The sequence below is a fragment of the Mesorhizobium sp. WSM4821 genome (genome assembly GCF_055901555.1).
This window is the reverse complement of record NZ_CM148371.1, coordinates 4,378,678-4,394,503: the sequence shown is the minus strand read 5'-3', so window position 1 is coordinate 4,394,503 and position 15,826 is coordinate 4,378,678. Positions and strand designations below refer to the sequence as shown.

At 62.6% G+C, this 15,826-nt stretch carries 20 protein-coding genes; 11 read left to right on the top strand and 9 right to left on the bottom strand.

The genetic code is table 11. From position 1 onward, the window contains the following. Positions 1–8: 8 nt before the first annotated feature. Positions 9–869 (bottom strand): helix-turn-helix transcriptional regulator, encoded by an 861-nt coding sequence (locus AC0NID_RS21270; RefSeq protein ID WP_473456902.1) that lies wholly within the window; start codon positions 867–869, stop codon positions 9–11. Positions 870–954: 85 nt separating this feature from the next. Between AC0NID_RS21270 and AC0NID_RS21265 the strand changes: the two genes are divergently transcribed. The 3 genes from AC0NID_RS21265 (at position 955) to AC0NID_RS21255 (ending at position 2,641) form a co-directional block, all read left to right on the top strand. After that, on the top strand, positions 955–1,491 hold the full coding sequence (locus AC0NID_RS21265) for a hypothetical protein (protein ID WP_473456900.1): 537 nt from the start codon (positions 955–957) through the stop codon (positions 1,489–1,491). Between the two features lie 32 nt (positions 1,492–1,523). Then, positions 1,524–1,901: a VOC family protein gene (locus tag AC0NID_RS21260; protein ID WP_473456899.1), complete on the top strand. Its 378-nt coding sequence runs from the start codon at positions 1,524–1,526 to the stop codon at positions 1,899–1,901. Positions 1,902–2,011: 110 nt separating this feature from the next. Then, on the top strand, positions 2,012–2,641 hold the full coding sequence (locus AC0NID_RS21255; RefSeq protein WP_473456897.1) for a MarC family protein: 630 nt from the start codon (positions 2,012–2,014) through the stop codon (positions 2,639–2,641). Between the two features lie 9 nt (positions 2,642–2,650). Here AC0NID_RS21255 and AC0NID_RS21250 read toward each other — a convergent pair whose 3' ends face one another. Genes AC0NID_RS21250 through AC0NID_RS21240 form a run of 3 tightly spaced genes read right to left on the bottom strand, consistent with a single transcriptional unit; the run spans position 2,651 to position 4,068 of the window. Beyond that, positions 2,651–3,076 (bottom strand): OsmC family protein, encoded by a 426-nt coding sequence (locus AC0NID_RS21250; RefSeq protein WP_473456896.1) that lies wholly within the window; start codon positions 3,074–3,076, stop codon positions 2,651–2,653. Positions 3,077–3,100: 24 nt separating this feature from the next. Next, complete coding sequence (locus AC0NID_RS21245; RefSeq protein ID WP_473456895.1) at positions 3,101–3,499, bottom strand: DUF2306 domain-containing protein; 399 nt, start codon at positions 3,497–3,499, stop codon at positions 3,101–3,103. A gap of 50 nt (positions 3,500–3,549) precedes the next feature. Next, complete coding sequence (locus AC0NID_RS21240) at positions 3,550–4,068, bottom strand: single-stranded DNA-binding protein (RefSeq protein ID WP_473456894.1); 519 nt, start codon at positions 4,066–4,068, stop codon at positions 3,550–3,552. 238 nt (positions 4,069–4,306) lie between these two features. On the opposite strand from AC0NID_RS21240, the gene AC0NID_RS21235 reads away from it, so the two are divergent. From AC0NID_RS21235 to AC0NID_RS21220, 4 genes are all read left to right on the top strand, one after another. Beyond that, positions 4,307–4,621, top strand: a complete 315-nt coding sequence (locus AC0NID_RS21235; RefSeq protein ID WP_473456893.1) for an ArsR/SmtB family transcription factor — start codon at positions 4,307–4,309, stop codon at positions 4,619–4,621. Further along, the gene (locus AC0NID_RS21230; protein ID WP_473456892.1) at positions 4,618–5,097 is read left to right on the top strand and encodes an SRPBCC family protein; all 480 of its coding nucleotides are present in this window, start codon (positions 4,618–4,620) and stop codon (positions 5,095–5,097) included. The genes AC0NID_RS21235 and AC0NID_RS21230 overlap by 4 nt, the downstream gene beginning before the upstream one ends. Before the next feature lie 21 nt (positions 5,098–5,118). Beyond that, positions 5,119–5,724, top strand: coding sequence for an ATP-dependent Clp protease proteolytic subunit (locus tag AC0NID_RS21225; RefSeq protein ID WP_473456891.1), 606 nt, complete (start codon positions 5,119–5,121; stop codon positions 5,722–5,724). 94 nt (positions 5,725–5,818) lie between these two features. Continuing rightward, positions 5,819–6,109 (top strand): hypothetical protein, encoded by a 291-nt coding sequence (locus AC0NID_RS21220; protein WP_473456890.1) that lies wholly within the window; start codon positions 5,819–5,821, stop codon positions 6,107–6,109. Positions 6,110–6,403: 294 nt separating this feature from the next. Here AC0NID_RS21220 and AC0NID_RS21215 read toward each other — a convergent pair whose 3' ends face one another. Both AC0NID_RS21215 and AC0NID_RS21210 read right to left on the bottom strand, forming a co-directional pair. Continuing rightward, positions 6,404–7,060: an alpha/beta hydrolase family protein gene (locus tag AC0NID_RS21215; RefSeq protein WP_473456941.1), complete on the bottom strand. Its 657-nt coding sequence runs from the start codon at positions 7,058–7,060 to the stop codon at positions 6,404–6,406. Continuing rightward, entirely contained in the window at positions 6,985–7,308 is a 324-nt protein-coding gene (locus AC0NID_RS21210) for a hypothetical protein (protein WP_473456948.1), read from the bottom strand. The genes AC0NID_RS21215 and AC0NID_RS21210 overlap by 76 nt, the downstream gene beginning before the upstream one ends. 812 nt (positions 7,309–8,120) lie before the next feature. Between AC0NID_RS21210 and uvrA the strand changes: the two genes are divergently transcribed. The 4 genes from uvrA to AC0NID_RS21190 all read left to right on the top strand — a co-directional run bounded on the left by uvrA (position 8,121) and on the right by AC0NID_RS21190 (position 13,647). Beyond that, positions 8,121–11,042 (top strand): excinuclease ABC subunit UvrA, encoded by a 2,922-nt coding sequence (gene uvrA / locus AC0NID_RS21205; RefSeq protein ID WP_473456889.1) that lies wholly within the window; start codon positions 8,121–8,123, stop codon positions 11,040–11,042. A gap of 35 nt (positions 11,043–11,077) precedes the next feature. Then, entirely contained in the window at positions 11,078–11,548 is a 471-nt protein-coding gene (locus AC0NID_RS21200) for a GNAT family N-acetyltransferase (RefSeq protein ID WP_473456887.1), read from the top strand. A gap of 28 nt (positions 11,549–11,576) precedes the next feature. Then, positions 11,577–12,383 (top strand): DUF72 domain-containing protein, encoded by an 807-nt coding sequence (locus AC0NID_RS21195; protein ID WP_473456886.1) that lies wholly within the window; start codon positions 11,577–11,579, stop codon positions 12,381–12,383. A gap of 112 nt (positions 12,384–12,495) precedes the next feature. Then, positions 12,496–13,647 carry a GGDEF domain-containing protein gene (locus AC0NID_RS21190; RefSeq protein ID WP_473456885.1) on the top strand — a complete coding sequence of 384 codons (1,152 nt, stop codon included), beginning with the start codon at positions 12,496–12,498 and terminating at the stop codon, positions 13,645–13,647. A 52-nt stretch (positions 13,648–13,699) separates the two neighbouring features. Here the strand turns inward: AC0NID_RS21190 and AC0NID_RS21185 are convergent, their stop codons facing one another. From AC0NID_RS21185 to urtD, 3 genes are all read right to left on the bottom strand, one after another. After that, a complete protein-coding gene (locus AC0NID_RS21185) occupies positions 13,700–13,876 on the bottom strand; it encodes a hypothetical protein (protein WP_473456884.1) in 177 nt (58 codons plus the stop codon). A gap of 436 nt (positions 13,877–14,312) precedes the next feature. After that, the gene (urtE, locus tag AC0NID_RS21180; protein WP_126041867.1) at positions 14,313–15,008 is read right to left on the bottom strand and encodes an urea ABC transporter ATP-binding subunit UrtE; all 696 of its coding nucleotides are present in this window, start codon (positions 15,006–15,008) and stop codon (positions 14,313–14,315) included. 70 nt (positions 15,009–15,078) lie between these two features. After that, positions 15,079–15,825: an urea ABC transporter ATP-binding protein UrtD gene (gene urtD / locus AC0NID_RS21175; RefSeq protein WP_473456883.1), complete on the bottom strand. Its 747-nt coding sequence runs from the start codon at positions 15,823–15,825 to the stop codon at positions 15,079–15,081. Between the last annotated feature and the right edge of the window lies 1 nt (position 15,826).

Below are 15,826 nucleotides of genomic sequence, written 5' to 3'. Positions count from 1 at the left end.
ATCTTGCCTCACAAAGCCGGAACGGCAGATGCGTTCGGCACTCTTTCGCCTCGCCGGCGGACCCGATAGGCGCCGGGCGCTTCCCCCATCACGCGCCGGAAGCGGCGGTTGAAGGTGGACAAATCGTTGAACCCCGCCTCAAAGGCGATCGTCGAAATCGTCTCGTCCGACCTGCGCAGCCGCACCGCCGCCCTGTGCAGCCGGGTCTTCAGCAGGAACTGGTAGGGCGTCATGCCCGCCACGTGCCGGAAGGTGCGCAGGAAATGGTAAGGACTGGTTGCCGTCTCTTTCGCAAGTTCGGCAAGCGAGAGCGGCCTTTCGGCATCAAGCTCGATGCGCCGCACGGCCTCCGCGACACGTTTCTGGTCGCGGCGGCTCGGCGACCGGGCGGCGTGCACAGCGCCGGAGGCGGCAGCGACAGCCGCGCCGGCAATGCGCAAGCCGAGCTCCTCCAACGCGTCGGTATCGGCTGTTTCCCGCGCGGCTTCCGCCTTCGCCAGCAGCGGCGCCAGCGCCGGCAAGGGCGGCAGCCGAGGCGTTCCAAAGGCCATCGTCTTCACGCCCGGCACGTGGGCGACGATCTGTTCCATATAGTCCGGCTCGAAATGGAAGGAGAGGCAACGGTCGCCGGCGCCATGCTCGTGCCCGCACTCGTAGCAGGTGCCAGGGTTGCCGAGCAGAAGCGCGCCCGGCGCCAGCATGGCCGTGCCTTGACGTGCGCGATAACGGAAGGTGCCGCTGGTCACCGCGGCGATGCAGAAACTTCGATGCACTTCCTCGAACGGGCGATCGGCGGCGCTGGCGGTGCAGACCACGTCCGACACTTGCCAGCCTCGTCCCGACGCCAAGCTATGCGCAGTCGTCGTCATGGCTGAAAGATAGCAATTTTTCCCAAGCCCAAGAAGCCTGCCAAGGCCTATTCCTCCCGGTCTCCTGACAAGAAGAGACCACAACATGTTCAATTCATCTTCCTTTGCCGAAGCCCTGCATAGCGACGGCCCGGCAGCGAACCTGGCCGAAAAGCTGGACCTTTACGGCCGCTTCGTCGGCGCCTGGACATTCGATGCCACGCGCCATCTCGAAGACGGCCAGATACTGACCGGACGCGGCGAGGTGCATTTCGGCTGGGTTCTCGAAGGCAAGGCGATCCAGGACGTATGGATCCTGCCCGAGCGCGAGGCCGGCCCCTCGCCTTCGCTCGGCAGATGGACCTTCTATGGCACGACATTGCGCGTCTATGACCCCGGCGTCGACGCCTGGCACATCTTCTGGAGCGATCCGCGCAACCAATATTACAGCCGCCAGCTCGGCCTCGCCGTGGGCGATGCGATCGTCCAGCAAGGCGCAGACGGCACCGGCTCCGCAGCACGCTGGAGCTTTTCGCGCATCACCGAAAACTCGTTCCGCTGGCTGGGTGAACGCTCGCAGGACGACGGCGTGACCTGGCGGCTCGAAGTCGAGTTCCTGGCGCGCCGCGCTACTGGAAATTGACGACACAACATATTCTAACAAAGGAGAAAAAGATGCTGGATCATGTCTCGATCGGTGTCCGCGACACCAACGCCTCGAAGCGTTTCTACGACGCCGCGCTAAAGCCTCTCGGCTACACCTGTCTCAGCCAGTCGCCGGGCTCGCTCGGCTATGGTTCGGAGGCGGTAGCGCTATGGGTGAACGAGGCTCAGCGCCCGGTTTCGGCCGACGGCGAGTCCGGCCTGCATTTCTGCTTTGCGGCGCCGACGCGGAGCAGCGTCGACGCTTTCCATGCAGGTGCACTCCGTGAAGGCGGCAGTGACAATGGGGCACCTGGCCTGCGCGCCAGCTATGGCGAGAACTACTATGCCGCCTTTGTCATCGACCCGGACGGCTATCGTATCGAGGCCTTTTGCGGGGCGGCCAGCTAGGCACACGCTACCCATCAAGGTTGCCGCTCCCGCAGCTCGGACGGTTTTCACTGCCCCTGCTTTGCTCTACCAATGAGTATTCGGGCATCGCCCGGCGGGGAGGGTCAGAGATGCCGAGCTTCGACAGCCTGTTCAACGCCTTCGTCACCATTCTCGTGACCATCGACCCGCCCGGCCTGGCGCCTCTCTTCCTCGCCGTGACGCGCGGCATGAACCGCGAAGAGCGCAACCAGGTTTCGGTGCGCGCCTCGGTCATCGGCTTCCTGGTGATGGCGCTGTTCGCAATCGCCGGCGCGTCGATCCTGTCGGTGTTCGGCATCACGCTGCCGGCCTTCCGCGTCGCCGGCGGGTTCCTGCTGTTCTTCATTGCCTTCGAAATGGTGTTCGAGCGCCGGCAGGACCGCAAGGAGAAGATCGGCGACGTCGCCATCACCAGGGACATGATCCACAACATCGCCGCCTTCCCGCTGGCGATCCCGCTGATCGCCGGTCCAGGCGCGATTTCAGCGACCGTCCTGCTGTCCGGCTCATTTCCAGGTCTTGGCGCCCAGGCGGCTCTTGTCGGCATCATCGCGATCTGCCTGGTCATCACCTACATGGTGTTCATTCTGTCGGAGCGCATAGACCGCATCCTCGGCCATACCGGCCGCTCGATCCTGACGCGGCTGCTCGGCGTCATCCTGGCGGCACTCGCCGTGCAGTTCGTCGCCGACGGAATCAAGGCGCTGATGGCGGGGTAGGAACGTGCCCTACTTCGTCGTGGTGTCGATGACTTCGAAGTCGTGGGTGATCTCGGCGGTCTTGGCCATCATCGCCGAAGCCGAGCAGTATTTTTCGATCGACAGGTTGATCGCCCGTTTCACCTTGTCCCGCGAAAGCGCCCTGCCCTTGACGATGAAACGCATATGGATGCGGGTGAACACCCTTGGCTCGGTTTCCGCCCGTTCGGCATCGAGTTCGACCACGCAGTCCTCGACCGCCTCGCGGCCCTTTTCGAGGATATGGACCACGTCATAGGCCGAGCAGCCGCCGGTGCCGATCAGCACCAGTTCCATCGGGCTCGGTCCCGGCGTTCTGCCCTCCGGTCCATGCGCCGTCCCCAGCACCAGTTTGTGACCGCTGCCGGACTCGCCGACGAAGGTGCGATCCTCGACCCATTTGACGCGTGCTTTCACTGTATTCTTCCTTGCAAAGCTACCCTACTGACCGAACACGACCGCGTGCATGATGCGGCCGGGCAGCAGCGTGAAGATGCCGGCGCCGATCAGCGCGAAAACATAGAGCTTGATCATGGCGCTGCGATGCGCGGCGACTTTGTGGCTGTGAGCATGCCAGACCGCCAGCGGCACGGTGACGAGCACCAGGATCGACAGGAGATGGATGGGGCTGAACGGACCGATCAAGCGTATCTCCTGGATCCAGAAACCCGAAATGGCGATGACCAACATCAGCGCCGCCCAGACATAGCCAAACAGACGGTGGCGTGGCGTGCCTTTCGGCAAGGCCAGCTGCGCTCCGCCTATCGCCAGCGCGGCAAAAGCCGCAAAGGCATGCCACGGGATGGGAGGGGGCGCGGACAACAGCGGCTCGAGAGACATCTCGCCCTCTCCTCAATGCCCCGGCTCAAACGCCCAACAGCGGCATTCACTCAGAACGGGATTTCGTCGTCCAGTTCGCGTGACGAACTGCCGCCGCCGCCCTTTGATCCACCACCGCCGCTGCGGTTGAAGCTCTCACCTGGGCTCGACTGGCCAAAGTCGGAACCGCGGCTGTTGCCGCCACCAGCATAGTTGCCGACCTGACCGCCACCTTCGCCGCGCGCGTCGAGCATCTGCAACTCGCCACGGAATTTCTGCAGCACGATTTCGGTCGTGTAGCGGTCGTTGCCGGTCTGGTCCTGCCACTTGCGCGTCTGCAACTGGCCCTCGACATAGACCTTCGCGCCCTTCTTCAGATACTGCTCGGCTACCTTGGCGAGCTGGTCGTTGAAGATGACGACATTATGCCATTCGGTCTTTTCCTTGCGCTCGCCGGAATTCTTGTCGCGCCAGCTTTCCGACGTAGCGATGCGGATGTTGACGACCGGATCACCGGAATTCAGGCGGCGGATTTCAGGGTCCGCCCCGAGATTGCCGACCAGAATGACCTTGTTGACGCTACCCGCCATCACACTTCTCCGCGCTCATCCGAAACCAAACTTCTGTCGCACGCACCTTACAGGCTGCGGACAATCCCCGCCTGCCGTGGCTGCCTTTTCCCACAAGGTTTTTGTTCTCTTTTCGTTCTAAATCTATCAAAGGCCCGTTGTCAAGGAATGTCAGCAATCGGCGGCATCTCCGTGCCATTTCATATGGGCGGGAAAACACCGCTTGCCAAACCAATAAGTATCGACTTATGCTTTTGCCATGACCGAGGCAGAGATTTTTCGCGCCCTTGCCGACCCGACGCGCCGCGCCGTCTACGAGCGGCTCGCCGCCGGCGAGATGACTGTGTCGGAACTGCGCGGGGGCATGACGGTGTCGCAGCCGGCCGTCTCCCAGCATCTGGCGGTGCTGCGCGGCGCCGGCCTGGTCACCGAGCGGCGGACCGGCCGCAATGCCTATTACCGCGCCGATCCGCAGGGGCTTGAGCCACTGCTCGGCTGGATCGAGCGCTACCGTGCGTTCTGGCCCGAGCGTATTGAAAGGCTCAAGGCGGTTTTGAAGGATATGGACCAATGACGGCAGATTCGATCGAGTTCGAGTGCGAACTTCCAGACCCGCCGGAAAAAGTATGGCGGGCGCTGACGGTGCCGGATCTGCTCGCGGCCTGGATGATGCCGAACGACATCAAGCCTGAGATCGGCAGCCGCTTTGCCTTTGCCGGACCGGATGCGCCGATCGAATGCGAAATCCTCGACGCCGAGCCCGAACGCATGCTGCGCTACTCCTGGCGGGAGCGACCAGCCCCCGGCGATGCATCGGATCCGCTCGCCGGCCCGCTGGACAGTGCTTTGGACAACGCAGTGGACAGCATAGTCACCTTCACGCTCGACCGCACCGTATCGGGCGGCACGCATCTGCGCATTGTCCATGGCGGATTTGCGCGAGCTACGGTTGCGATTGCCAGCACCGGCTGCCGGCTTTCGCTCAACGCGTGCAGCCCCAAACAGACCATTGCCGCAAACACGCCTCGCCTCTTCCTGCGCGCGGCCTGAACGACACAACGGAGAAAAGCGATGAGCGGTTTTGCCAACCTGGTGCCGATGGTGATCGAGCAGTCGAGCCGCGGCGAACGCGCCTTCGACATTTTCTCGCGGCTGCTGCGCGAACGCATCGTCTTCATCAACGGAGAGATCAACGACGGCGTGTCGGCGCTGGTCTGTGCCCAGCTTCTGTCGCTGGAATCCGACAATCCAGACAAGGAGATATCGCTCTACATCAACTCGCCGGGCGGGGTGGTGACCAGCGGTTTCGCCATCTACGACACGATGCAATATGTCAGTTGCCCGGTGTCGACCGTCTGCATGGGCTTTGCCGCATCGATGGCCTCCTTCCTTTTGATGGCGGGCACGCCTGGACGGCGCATTGCGCTGCCCAACACCAGCATTGTGCTTCACCAGCCGCTGGGCGGCTTTCAGGGCCAGGCTTCCGATATCCAACGTCACGCCGAAGGCATCCTGCGCACCAAGAAGCGCATGACCGAACTCTATGCGCATCACTGCGGCCGTACGTTCGAAGAGGTCGAGCGCACGCTCGACCGCGACTATTTCATGACCGCCGAGGAAGCAAAGTCGTGGGGGCTTGTCGACCATGTTTTCGACACCCGCAAAAAGGCGGCGTGAAAGGTAGCCGGTCCCCCGCGGATGACGATGACCACTTCAGCAATTTATCACCACCGCTCTGGCCTCGGCCGGTGTGCGGCGATATGATCCGCCGATGCTCGAAGAGATTTCACGCAGTCGCCTGAACCAGTTGATCATCGGCGTTGCCGTCGCGGCCATTGTCTCCGGCACCGCGTTCGCCGAAGACAATTCAACGCCTTCGCGGAAAGGCACGCTGCCCGGCGTGGCCAGCGACTATCGCATCGCCAAGCCGGCTCCCGAACCCGACGATGCCGTGCCGAGCAGCGGCAACGGTCAGTTCAAGATCGGCGACACCGATGTCAGGATTTCCGGCAGCATAACCCTGGATGTCAGTGCCGGCGCGATCAAGGCGCCTCGGCGGTAGGGCGGTGAGTCCGCCAAGCCCTCCTATTGGCGCATGATGCCTGGCGTACCTCTTCCCTTTGTCATCTCGCTTTTGCTGATCATTCTTCTCGTGAGGCTGATGAACCGGCGAGAGCCCGGTCCAGAGGTCGCTTTCGTTGGCGCCTGCAATCCGAGCGAGGCTGCGCCTATTTCGGCGGGATCGCCTGCGCCAGAAACGCAATAATCAGGTCCGAAACCTGTCGGGGGATGGCCTCCCGGTCTCGTGTTCCTCCGTCCTTGCATACGAGGCCATCGCCGGGCGTTTCCTCTGCGATCAAGGCGACGGCTCCTGGTTTGCAGAGTTGCATGAAGCTGAAATGCATTGCGTCGGAAATTTCGATATAGCTGGATGTCGCCGACGGCAGCTTGGCGGCAAGATACCCCGACTCCAGTTTGGCCGGCATGTCGCCAATGTCGACACCTGCGCCGATGACCAGCGCCGGCACGTGCAAGGTAGCGAGGTTTTCAGGCGTGAAACCACGCGCGAGCCCCAGATCGAGCGAGACGACAGCGCCAATCCTCGCATCGGGATATCGCCATCCAGCTCCGCGACGGCACCCGGGACAATGCCCAATTCGGCGGAAAGTGCGCATGCGCGCGGGCTTGAATGCGTCTTGCAGTCCTGCGCGAAAAGGTCTGTGCTGAAGCGTGCTCCGGCAAGCGCCGTGACCGTCCATCCACCAAGAGAATGGCCGATTGCGGCAATGCGGCCCGGTTCGATGGTTCCCGCAAGTGATGTATCCCCGATCAGCTCGTCGATCACGCGGCTGAGGTCGTGGGGACGCTCCCAGAGTCTTGCCGCCTGTGCCGGACGTCTATCGAAGGTCGTTGTTCCAGGGTGATCAGGCGCCGCGACTACGTATCCTTGATGGAGGAGTTCGCCTGCGAGCCAACTGAGATTCCTCCAGCTGCCACCATAGCCGTGCGACAGGACGACGAGCGGATGCGCATCCCTCGACGGATGGGCGTCCCGGCTGGAACGCCGTAGAAGACACGGTTTTCGCCGGTAGCTGCTACCGGGCCATCGTCGCTGGTCGGATACCACAAGCTGACATGCAGCGGCCGCTCGCCCACTGCATCCGGCAACTCGATTTCCCGAAAGCCGATGGCATCGGCTGCCTGTGCGACAGAGTTCGAAAGGAGGGTGAGCAGAACTATCGGCAGAAAGGGTTTAAGCATCGAAATCTCCAACAGAGGTTGAACATGCGTTCATTGTCGGAGATGGCAGTCAGCGGAGACCTATAACGCGATCAAGGACGTGATCCGGTTCCCTTGCTGAGCAACTTTGACCTGGCGCATCGTGACCCGAAACCCGCGCCACCTGAAACGAACAGCCCCGCCGCTGCTTCCGCAAACGGTCGGGGCTTTCTTGGATCTAAAATCCAATCTGCCGGGAGTACACTGCCGGCCTTAGATTTCGGATGCTTCGCGGCGTTCAGCCGACGATCCGACTAGTAGTCTCTAATTTTGGGGTAAGGCAGGTCACGGTTTGTCGGGCGGCGCGAACGCCTGGCCCTGGCACTTATGCCTGCCGTGGCTCCAGCGACACGTGGAGCCTCAAGGGACTGTCCGGTGGAGTCATTCCTCTGCTCTCCTCTTTTGTCCATTGCGACTGGTGTCGTCCGAAGCGCAAATCGCAAAAGCCTGCGGCGTCTCGCAGGCCACCTCAAGGCGGCGAGGCCATCGAAAGACGGCCGGCTTCGGTGACGTTTGGAGTCTGCCCCCCTGAGGCTGAGACGTCAACCGTAGGATAGCCGATTACAAAAAATGTGATCACTTGACGCCTGGCGCGGCTGGGGTTGGTACACAGCTTTTGTCAGGAGCGCGTTCGGTCTTTGTTCTTTCCGCTTGCTCGCCCGCGCGAAAGACGGTTAAAGGCTTTGATCGAGAGTTGTGGCGTCTCTCGAAACGGTGGCGAAATTACCTACATAGGGGATGGCCGGGACAACCCGCCATCCCACGAGATTCCAGATTTGAGGCGGCGACCGGCGATGGCCGACCATAAATATCTTTCCATTCGCGGCGCGCGCGAACACAATCTGAAGAATGTCGATCTCGACCTGCCGCGTGACAGCCTGATCGTCATGACCGGCCTGTCGGGCTCCGGCAAGTCGTCGCTTGCCTTCGACACCATCTATGCCGAGGGCCAGCGCCGCTATGTCGAGAGCCTGTCGGCCTATGCCAGGCAATTCCTCGAAATGATGCAGAAGCCTGACGTCGACCAGATCGACGGCCTGTCGCCCGCCATTTCCATCGAGCAGAAGACCACTTCGAAGAACCCGCGCTCGACGGTCGGCACCGTCACCGAAATCTACGACTACATGCGGCTGCTGTTCGCGCGCGTCGGCGTCCCCTATTCGCCGGCCACCGGCCTGCCGATCGAGAGCCAGACGGTATCGCAGATGGTCGACCGCGTGCTGGCGGTCGAGGAAGGCACGCGCCTGTTCATCCTGGCGCCGATGGTGCGCGGCCGCAAAGGCGAATACCGCAAGGAACTGCTGGAGCTGCAGAAAAAGGGTTTTCAGCGCGTCAAGGTCGACGGCGTTTTCTACGAGATCGCCGACGTGCCGGCGTTGGACAAGAAGTACAAACATGATCTCGACGTCGTCGTCGACCGCATCGTGGTGCGCGGCGATCTGGCGACGCGGCTTGCGGATTCCATCGAAACCGCGCTGAAGCTGGCCGACGGGCTGGCGGTGGCGGAGTTCGCCGACCGGCCGCTCGACGCCAGCCAGACCGGCGAGGATTCGGTCAACAAATCGAAGAACGAGACGCACGAACGTATTCTGTTTTCGGAAAAGTTCGCCTGCCCGGTGTCCGGCTTCACCATTCCCGAGATCGAGCCGCGGCTGTTCTCCTTCAACAACCCGTTCGGCGCCTGCCCGACCTGCGACGGCTTGGGCAGCCAGCGCGCCATCGACGCCAGCCTGATCGTGCCCGACGACAATCTGTCGCTGCGCGCCGGCGCCGTCAGCCCGTGGGCGAAATCGACTTCGCCCTATTACGCGCAGACCCTGGAGGCGCTGGGCAAGACCTATGGCTTCAAGCTCGGCGACAAGTTCCGGGATCTGACCGAAGAGGCAAGAGAAGCCATCCTGCATGGCACCGGCGAGCGCGAGATAACCTTCCAGTATGATGACGGCCTGCGCTCCTACAAGACGACCAAGACGTTCGAGGGCGTCATCCCCAATCTGGAGCGGCGGTGGAAAGAGACCGAATCCGCCTGGATGCGCGAGGAGATCGAGCGCTTCATGTCGGCCACGCCTTGCCCGGCCTGCCACGGCTACCGGCTGAAGCCGGAGGCGCTTGCGGTGAAGATCGCGGGAAAACACATCGGCGAGGTCACCGAGCAGTCGATCCGCAAGGCCGACCAATGGTTCACCGACCTGCCCGCTTCGCTCAATGAAAAACAGAACGAGATCGCGGTGCGCGTGCTCAAGGAGATCCGCGAGCGGCTGCGCTTCCTCAACGATGTCGGGCTCGACTACCTGACGCTGTCGCGCAATTCCGGCACGCTGTCGGGCGGCGAGAGCCAGCGCATACGGCTTGCCTCGCAGATCGGTTCCGGCCTGACCGGCGTGCTCTATGTGCTGGACGAGCCGTCGATCGGCCTGCACCAGCGCGACAACGCACGCCTGCTCGACACGCTGAAGCATCTGCGCGACATCGGCAACACGGTGATCGTCGTCGAGCATGACGAGGACGCCATCCTGCATGCCGACTATGTCGTCGATATCGGGCCCGCCGCCGGCATCCATGGCGGCCACATCATCGCCCAGGGAACGCCGCAGCAGATCATGGCCAGCCCCGCCTCGATCACCGGCAAGTACCTGTCCGGAGAGCTCGAAGTGGCGACGCCGGCGGTGCGGCGCGAGGCCAGGAAGAACCGGCGCCTGAAGATCGTCGGCGCGCGCGGCAACAATCTGAAAAACGTCACCGCCGAAATCCCGCTTGGCACCTTCACCGCCGTTACCGGCGTCTCGGGCGGCGGCAAGTCGACCTTCCTGATCGAAACGCTGTTCAAGGCCGCGTCGCGCCGCATCATGGGCTCCCGCGAGCACCCGGCCGACCATGACCGCATCGAAGGTCTCGAGTTCCTCGACAAGGTCATCGACATCGACCAGTCGCCTATTGGACGGACGCCGCGCTCCAACCCAGCCACCTATACCGGTGCCTTCACGCCGATCCGCGACTGGTTCGCCGGCCTGCCGGAGGCCAAGGCGCGCGGCTACCAGCCCGGCCGCTTCTCGTTCAACGTCAAGGGCGGCCGCTGTGAAGCCTGCCAGGGCGACGGCGTCATCAAGATCGAGATGCACTTCCTGCCCGACGTCTACGTCACCTGCGACGTCTGTCATGGCAAGCGCTACAACCGCGAGACGCTCGACGTCCTGTTCAAGGGCAAGTCGATCGCCGACGTGCTCGACATGACGGTCGAGGAAGGCGTCGATTTCTTTGCCGCCGTGCCCGGCGTGCGCGACAAGCTGGAGACGCTCAAGCAGGTCGGGCTGGGCTACATCCATATCGGCCAGCAGGCGACGACGCTTTCGGGCGGCGAGGCGCAGCGCATCAAGCTGGCCAAGGAACTGTCGCGCAAGGCGACCGGCAAGACGCTCTATATCCTCGACGAGCCGACCACCGGCCTGCATTTCCACGACGTCGCCAAGCTGCTCGAAGTGCTGCACGAACTGGTCGACCAGGGCAACACGGTGGTCGTCATCGAGCACAATCTCGAGGTCATCAAGACCGCCGACTGGGTGCTCGACCTCGGCCCCGAGGGCGGCGACGGCGGCGGCGAACTGGTGGCGTCCGGCACGCCGGAGGACATCGTCCGCGAGAAGCGCAGCTACACCGGCCAGTTCCTGAGGGAGTTGCTGGAGCGGCGCCCCGGAGGCAAGCGCGAAGCGGCGGAGTGAACAGGCAGACCGGTTGGCGTTTGGAAGGACCTTCAATGAAGATCAGAAGTGCGTTTGCCGGTGACCTTGACGCTGTCGTCGCGCTGACCGAAGCCGCCTATGCGCACTACGCCGCGTTGCTTGGCGCGCCGCCGATCCCCGTCACCGAGGATTACGTGCCGCGGATCGAACGCGGCGAAGTCTGGCTTTTGGAGCAAGATGAGCAGCCGGCTGGATTGCTGGTTCTCGAACGGCATCCGGACCATAGTATGATCTTCTCCGTCGCAGTCTCCCCTGCCTTTCAAGGCAAGGGCCACGGCGTCGCCTTGCTCAATCACGCGGAAGGACAGACACGGCTGTGGAGCTTGTCCGAGGTGCGGCTCTACACCAACGCGAAGATGGAGCGAAACATCGCGCTCTACAAAGCCTATGGCTTTCGCGAAACGGGCCGCCGGCCCAACCCATATCGGCCAGGATGGACGGTCGTCGACATGGCGAAAGCCGTCCAGACGACCGCCATCGCCTGATCCTTTTCAGCAAACCGGGAGGACGACAGTGACTCAATCGGGAAAAATCCGCGCCGGCATGGGCGGCTGGACCTTCGAACCGTGGGACACGTCCTTCTATCCGGACAAACTGCCGAAGGCCAAGCAACTGCACTATGCCAGCCGACAGGTGCCGAGCATCGAGGTCAACGGCACCTATTATTCGAGCTTCAAGGAGCCGACCTTCGTCAAATGGGCAAACGAGGCGCCGGACGGTTTTGTCTATTCGCTGAAAGGCAACCGTTTCGTCACCAACCGCCGCGTGCTTGGCGAGGCCGGCGAGTCCGTGATGCGCTTCCTGGGCTCGGGCGTCGCCGCACTCGGCGACAAGCTCGGGCCGATCCTGTGGCAGTTCGCGCCGACCAAAAAATTCGATCCGGACGATTTCGAGGCCTTTCTCAAGCTTTTGCCTGAGAAGCAGGACGGCGTTGCGCTGCGCCACGCGGTCGAGGTGCGCAACGACAGCTTCATCGTGCCGGAATTCGCTGCCCTGGCGCGCAAGTACAAGGTCGCGATCGTCTCTGCCGATCACGCCAAATATCCTGCGATTGCCGACGTCACCGGCGATTTCATCTATGCCCGGCTGCAGACCGGCAGCGACGACAATCCCGACTGCTACACGCCGAAGGCGCTCGACGAATGGGCGGCGCGCGCAAGAACCTGGGCGGAAGGCAAAATGCCGGCCGGCGTGCCGCGCGCCGATCCCTCAACCGATGCACCGGTCAAACCGCGCGATGTGTTCGTCTACTTCATCACCGAGGGCAAGGTCCGCGCGCCGTTCGGCGCCATGGCGCTGATGAAGCGGGTCACAGGCTGACGACCCTTGAATCGCGGCATCTTCATCGCCATCGTAACCTTATCGATACCTCCTTGCTGCATGAATCCCGCCAGGCAAAATCGCAGGATTGGTGCGGGCAAGGACGAGGGGCATGTCGCTCGACTACAACTCACTTCTGCTGGCTGTCGGTTTTTCCGCCGCCTGCCTGAGCCTGACGTTGTTCGGCATCTGGCTGACGGCACGAACTGAAAAATTCCTGCTGACATGGTCGATCAGCGCGTTATTGATCGTCGGCGACGTCGTTATCTACCAAGACTACATCAAGGCGCCTGGACGCATCCTCGGCATCGCGACATTTACCCTGCTCCTGACTGGGTTCTCGACCATGCTGGGCGCCGCCTACCAGTTCAGGTCAGGCCGATCGCCAATCCCGCTGACGATTTTCGGCAGCTGCATCTCGCTTGCCATAGCACTGCCGCCGATGGCGCTCGGGTATGACGGGCTCGGCTTCGTGTTCGAAAACCTCCTTGCCGCCCTGCTTCTGTTTGCGGCCGCCTATCAGTACTGGATAGGACGCACCGAAGCCCCTGTCCCGATCATCGGCCTCGCCGTGCTCTACTCGGCCACCGCGATATCCTTCGTGCTGTGTGCCTTGGCTCTCGCATGGGACGGAAAGCTCGTTCTTGGGCATGCGCCCAGCAACTGGGCCGAGGATCTGAGTCTCGTCGTCGTCATCGCCAGCATGACCGGCATCGGCGCCCTTTCGCTGGCGCTTAACCAGGGCCGTCTGGCCCGACATCACCGTCTGGATGCGCTGACCGATCCGCTAACCGGGCTTCTCAACAGGCGCGCGTTGTTCGATCTCAATGACGGTGCCCCGATTGGGGCTTTCACCGCGGTGGTCATGTTCGACCTCGATGGTTTCAAGGCCATCAACGACGAATTCGGCCACGCCACTGGCGATCAGGTGCTGAAAGTATTCGCCGAGGAACTCGCCGAGAACCTTCGCCCGACCGATGTCGCCGCGCGCATGGGCGGAGAGGAATTCGCGCTGGTTCTAAGGCGGACCCTGCCCGAAATGGTGGAGCACACCGCCGAGCGGATACGCACCGGCTTCGCCGCGCGCGTCATCGAAACCGAAACCGGTCACCTGACATGTACGGTCAGCGCCGGATACGCTTTCGGCAGCAAGGACGGCATGAGCTTCGACAGGGTGCTCAGCGCAGCAGACAAGGCGCTCTACGCCGCCAAGCGCGGCGGTCGCAACCGCGTCGCGGCCTCGACATTCCGACGCGCAAGCTAGCCGCTTGGCGGCAGGGCGCAACCGCCCTTCCCGTCAGCCCTCATACGGCCCCTCACGCCGCCCTCACGACCTCGTTGTAGGCATCGAGATCGACATAGAAGACCTTGGTGATCTCAGCGATCAGTTCGTCGTGGTCATATCCTTGCGATTTCAGAATGTTGATGGCCGTGATGATGTCGACGCGCTCGGTGAGCCGCCGTTTCTGGTAGTCCTCGACATAACGTTCCATCGGCTGTCCCTGGCCAAGTGCCCGCAATGCGATCAGATCGCGGAAAGGAGGCGGCCTGCATGGACATGCCGGCTGAGCCCGCGCCTCACCTTGATCTGTCAACGAGACTGATACGGAAAGCGGCCGACTCAACAGGGCCAAGTAAAGATTAGCATGCAATCTTCAGCGCGCCAGAGCTGCACATTGGAGGCGTTGACGAAAGATTGAGCAGACTTTCGTGACTTCGTCACCCTTGGGCGTAGCGAACGCGAAGCGGAGCGAAGACCCAAGGATCCATGCCGAAACTTCAAAGCGTCGCCACAGTGCAGAATCCAGGATGAGGTGCGCCGGAGAACGGCTTCTATTCTTGACCGCTGCATTCTTTGACTAACGGCACGGTATGGATTCCGGAGTCTGCGCCGCGTCGCTTCGTCCCGGGATGACAACGGGATGGACCCTATACAGTCAGGAATTTGCGGACATCCGCCCGATCGAGATCCTCGGCTGGCCCGGTGTGGACGATCTGGCCGCGGTCCATGATGTTGACCTCGTCTGCCAACTCGCGGCAGAAATCGAGATATTGTTCGACCAGCAGCACGGCGATGCCTGCCTGGTCGCGCAGATAGCGGATGGCGCGGCCGATATCCTTGATGATCGACGGCTGGATGCCTTCGGTCGGCTCGTCGAGCACCAGGAGTTTGGGCCGCATCACCAGCGCCCTGCCGATGGCAAGCTGCTGCTGCTGGCCGCCGGAAAGGTCGCCGCCGCGGCGCGCGAGCATCTGCTTCAGCACCGGAAACAATTCGAAGACGTGGCCGGGGATATTGCGGTCGGCGCGCTTCAATGGCGCAAAGCCCGATTCGAGGTTCTCCCGCACGGTAAGCAGCGGGAAGATCTCCCTGCCCTGCGGCACGAATGCGATGCCCGACCGGGCGCGGTCATACGCCGCGCTCCGGTCGAGCGCCTTCCCCTCGAAGGCAACGCTTCCGCTCGTCAGCCGGTGGTGGCCGACGATCGATCTCATCAAACTGGTTTTGCCGACGCCGTTGCGGCCGAGCACGCAGGTGATCTTGCCCGCGCCGGCCTTGAGCGAGACGCCGCGCAGCGCCTGGGCGGCGCCGTAATGGAGCGTGGCGTTGGAGACTTCGAGCATGGTCAGCGCCTTCTCCAACGCCTGAAGAACGAAAGGTCGAAACGATGGAACGGAACCCGCCAGACCATGCTCATCTCCCCAGATAGACTTCGACGACGCGCTCGTCGGCCGAAACGAAATCGAGCGAGCCTTCGGACAGGACCGAGCCTTCGTGCAGGCAGGTGACCTTGACGCCGAGCTCGCGCACGAAATGCATGTCGTGCTCGACGACGATGACCGAATGGTCGCGCGCGATATCCTTGAGCAGCCGCGCCGTTTCCTCGGTCTCGGCGTCGGTCATGCCGGCGACCGGCTCGTCGACCAGCAACAGCTTCGGATCCTGCGCCAGCAGCATGCCGATCTCGAGCCATTGCTTCTGTCCGTGGCTGAGATTGGCGGCAAGTTCGTTGCGCTTGTCGCCGAGCCGGATGATGCCGAGGATATCGTCGATCCGCCGCGCCTCGGTGGCCGAGCGGCGGTGGAACAGCGCCGGGAAGATCGAGCGTGGGCCCTTCAGCGCCAGCATCAGGTTCTCTTCGATCGTATGGCTTTCGAACACCGTCGGCTTCTGGAATTTCCTGCCGATGCCCATCATGGCGATGTCGGCCTCGTCATGTTTCGTCAGGTCGACCTGGCCGTCGAAGAAAACCTCGCCCTCGTCGGGCCGCGTCTTGCCGGTGACGATGTCCATCATCGTGGTCTTGCCGGCGCCGTTGGGACCGATGATCGCCCGCATCTCGCCCTTGTCGAGCACCAGAGACAGATTGTTGATGGCGCGAAAGCCGTCGAAGGAAACCGAGACGCCGTCGAGATAAAGGATGGTGTTCGACTTCGACATC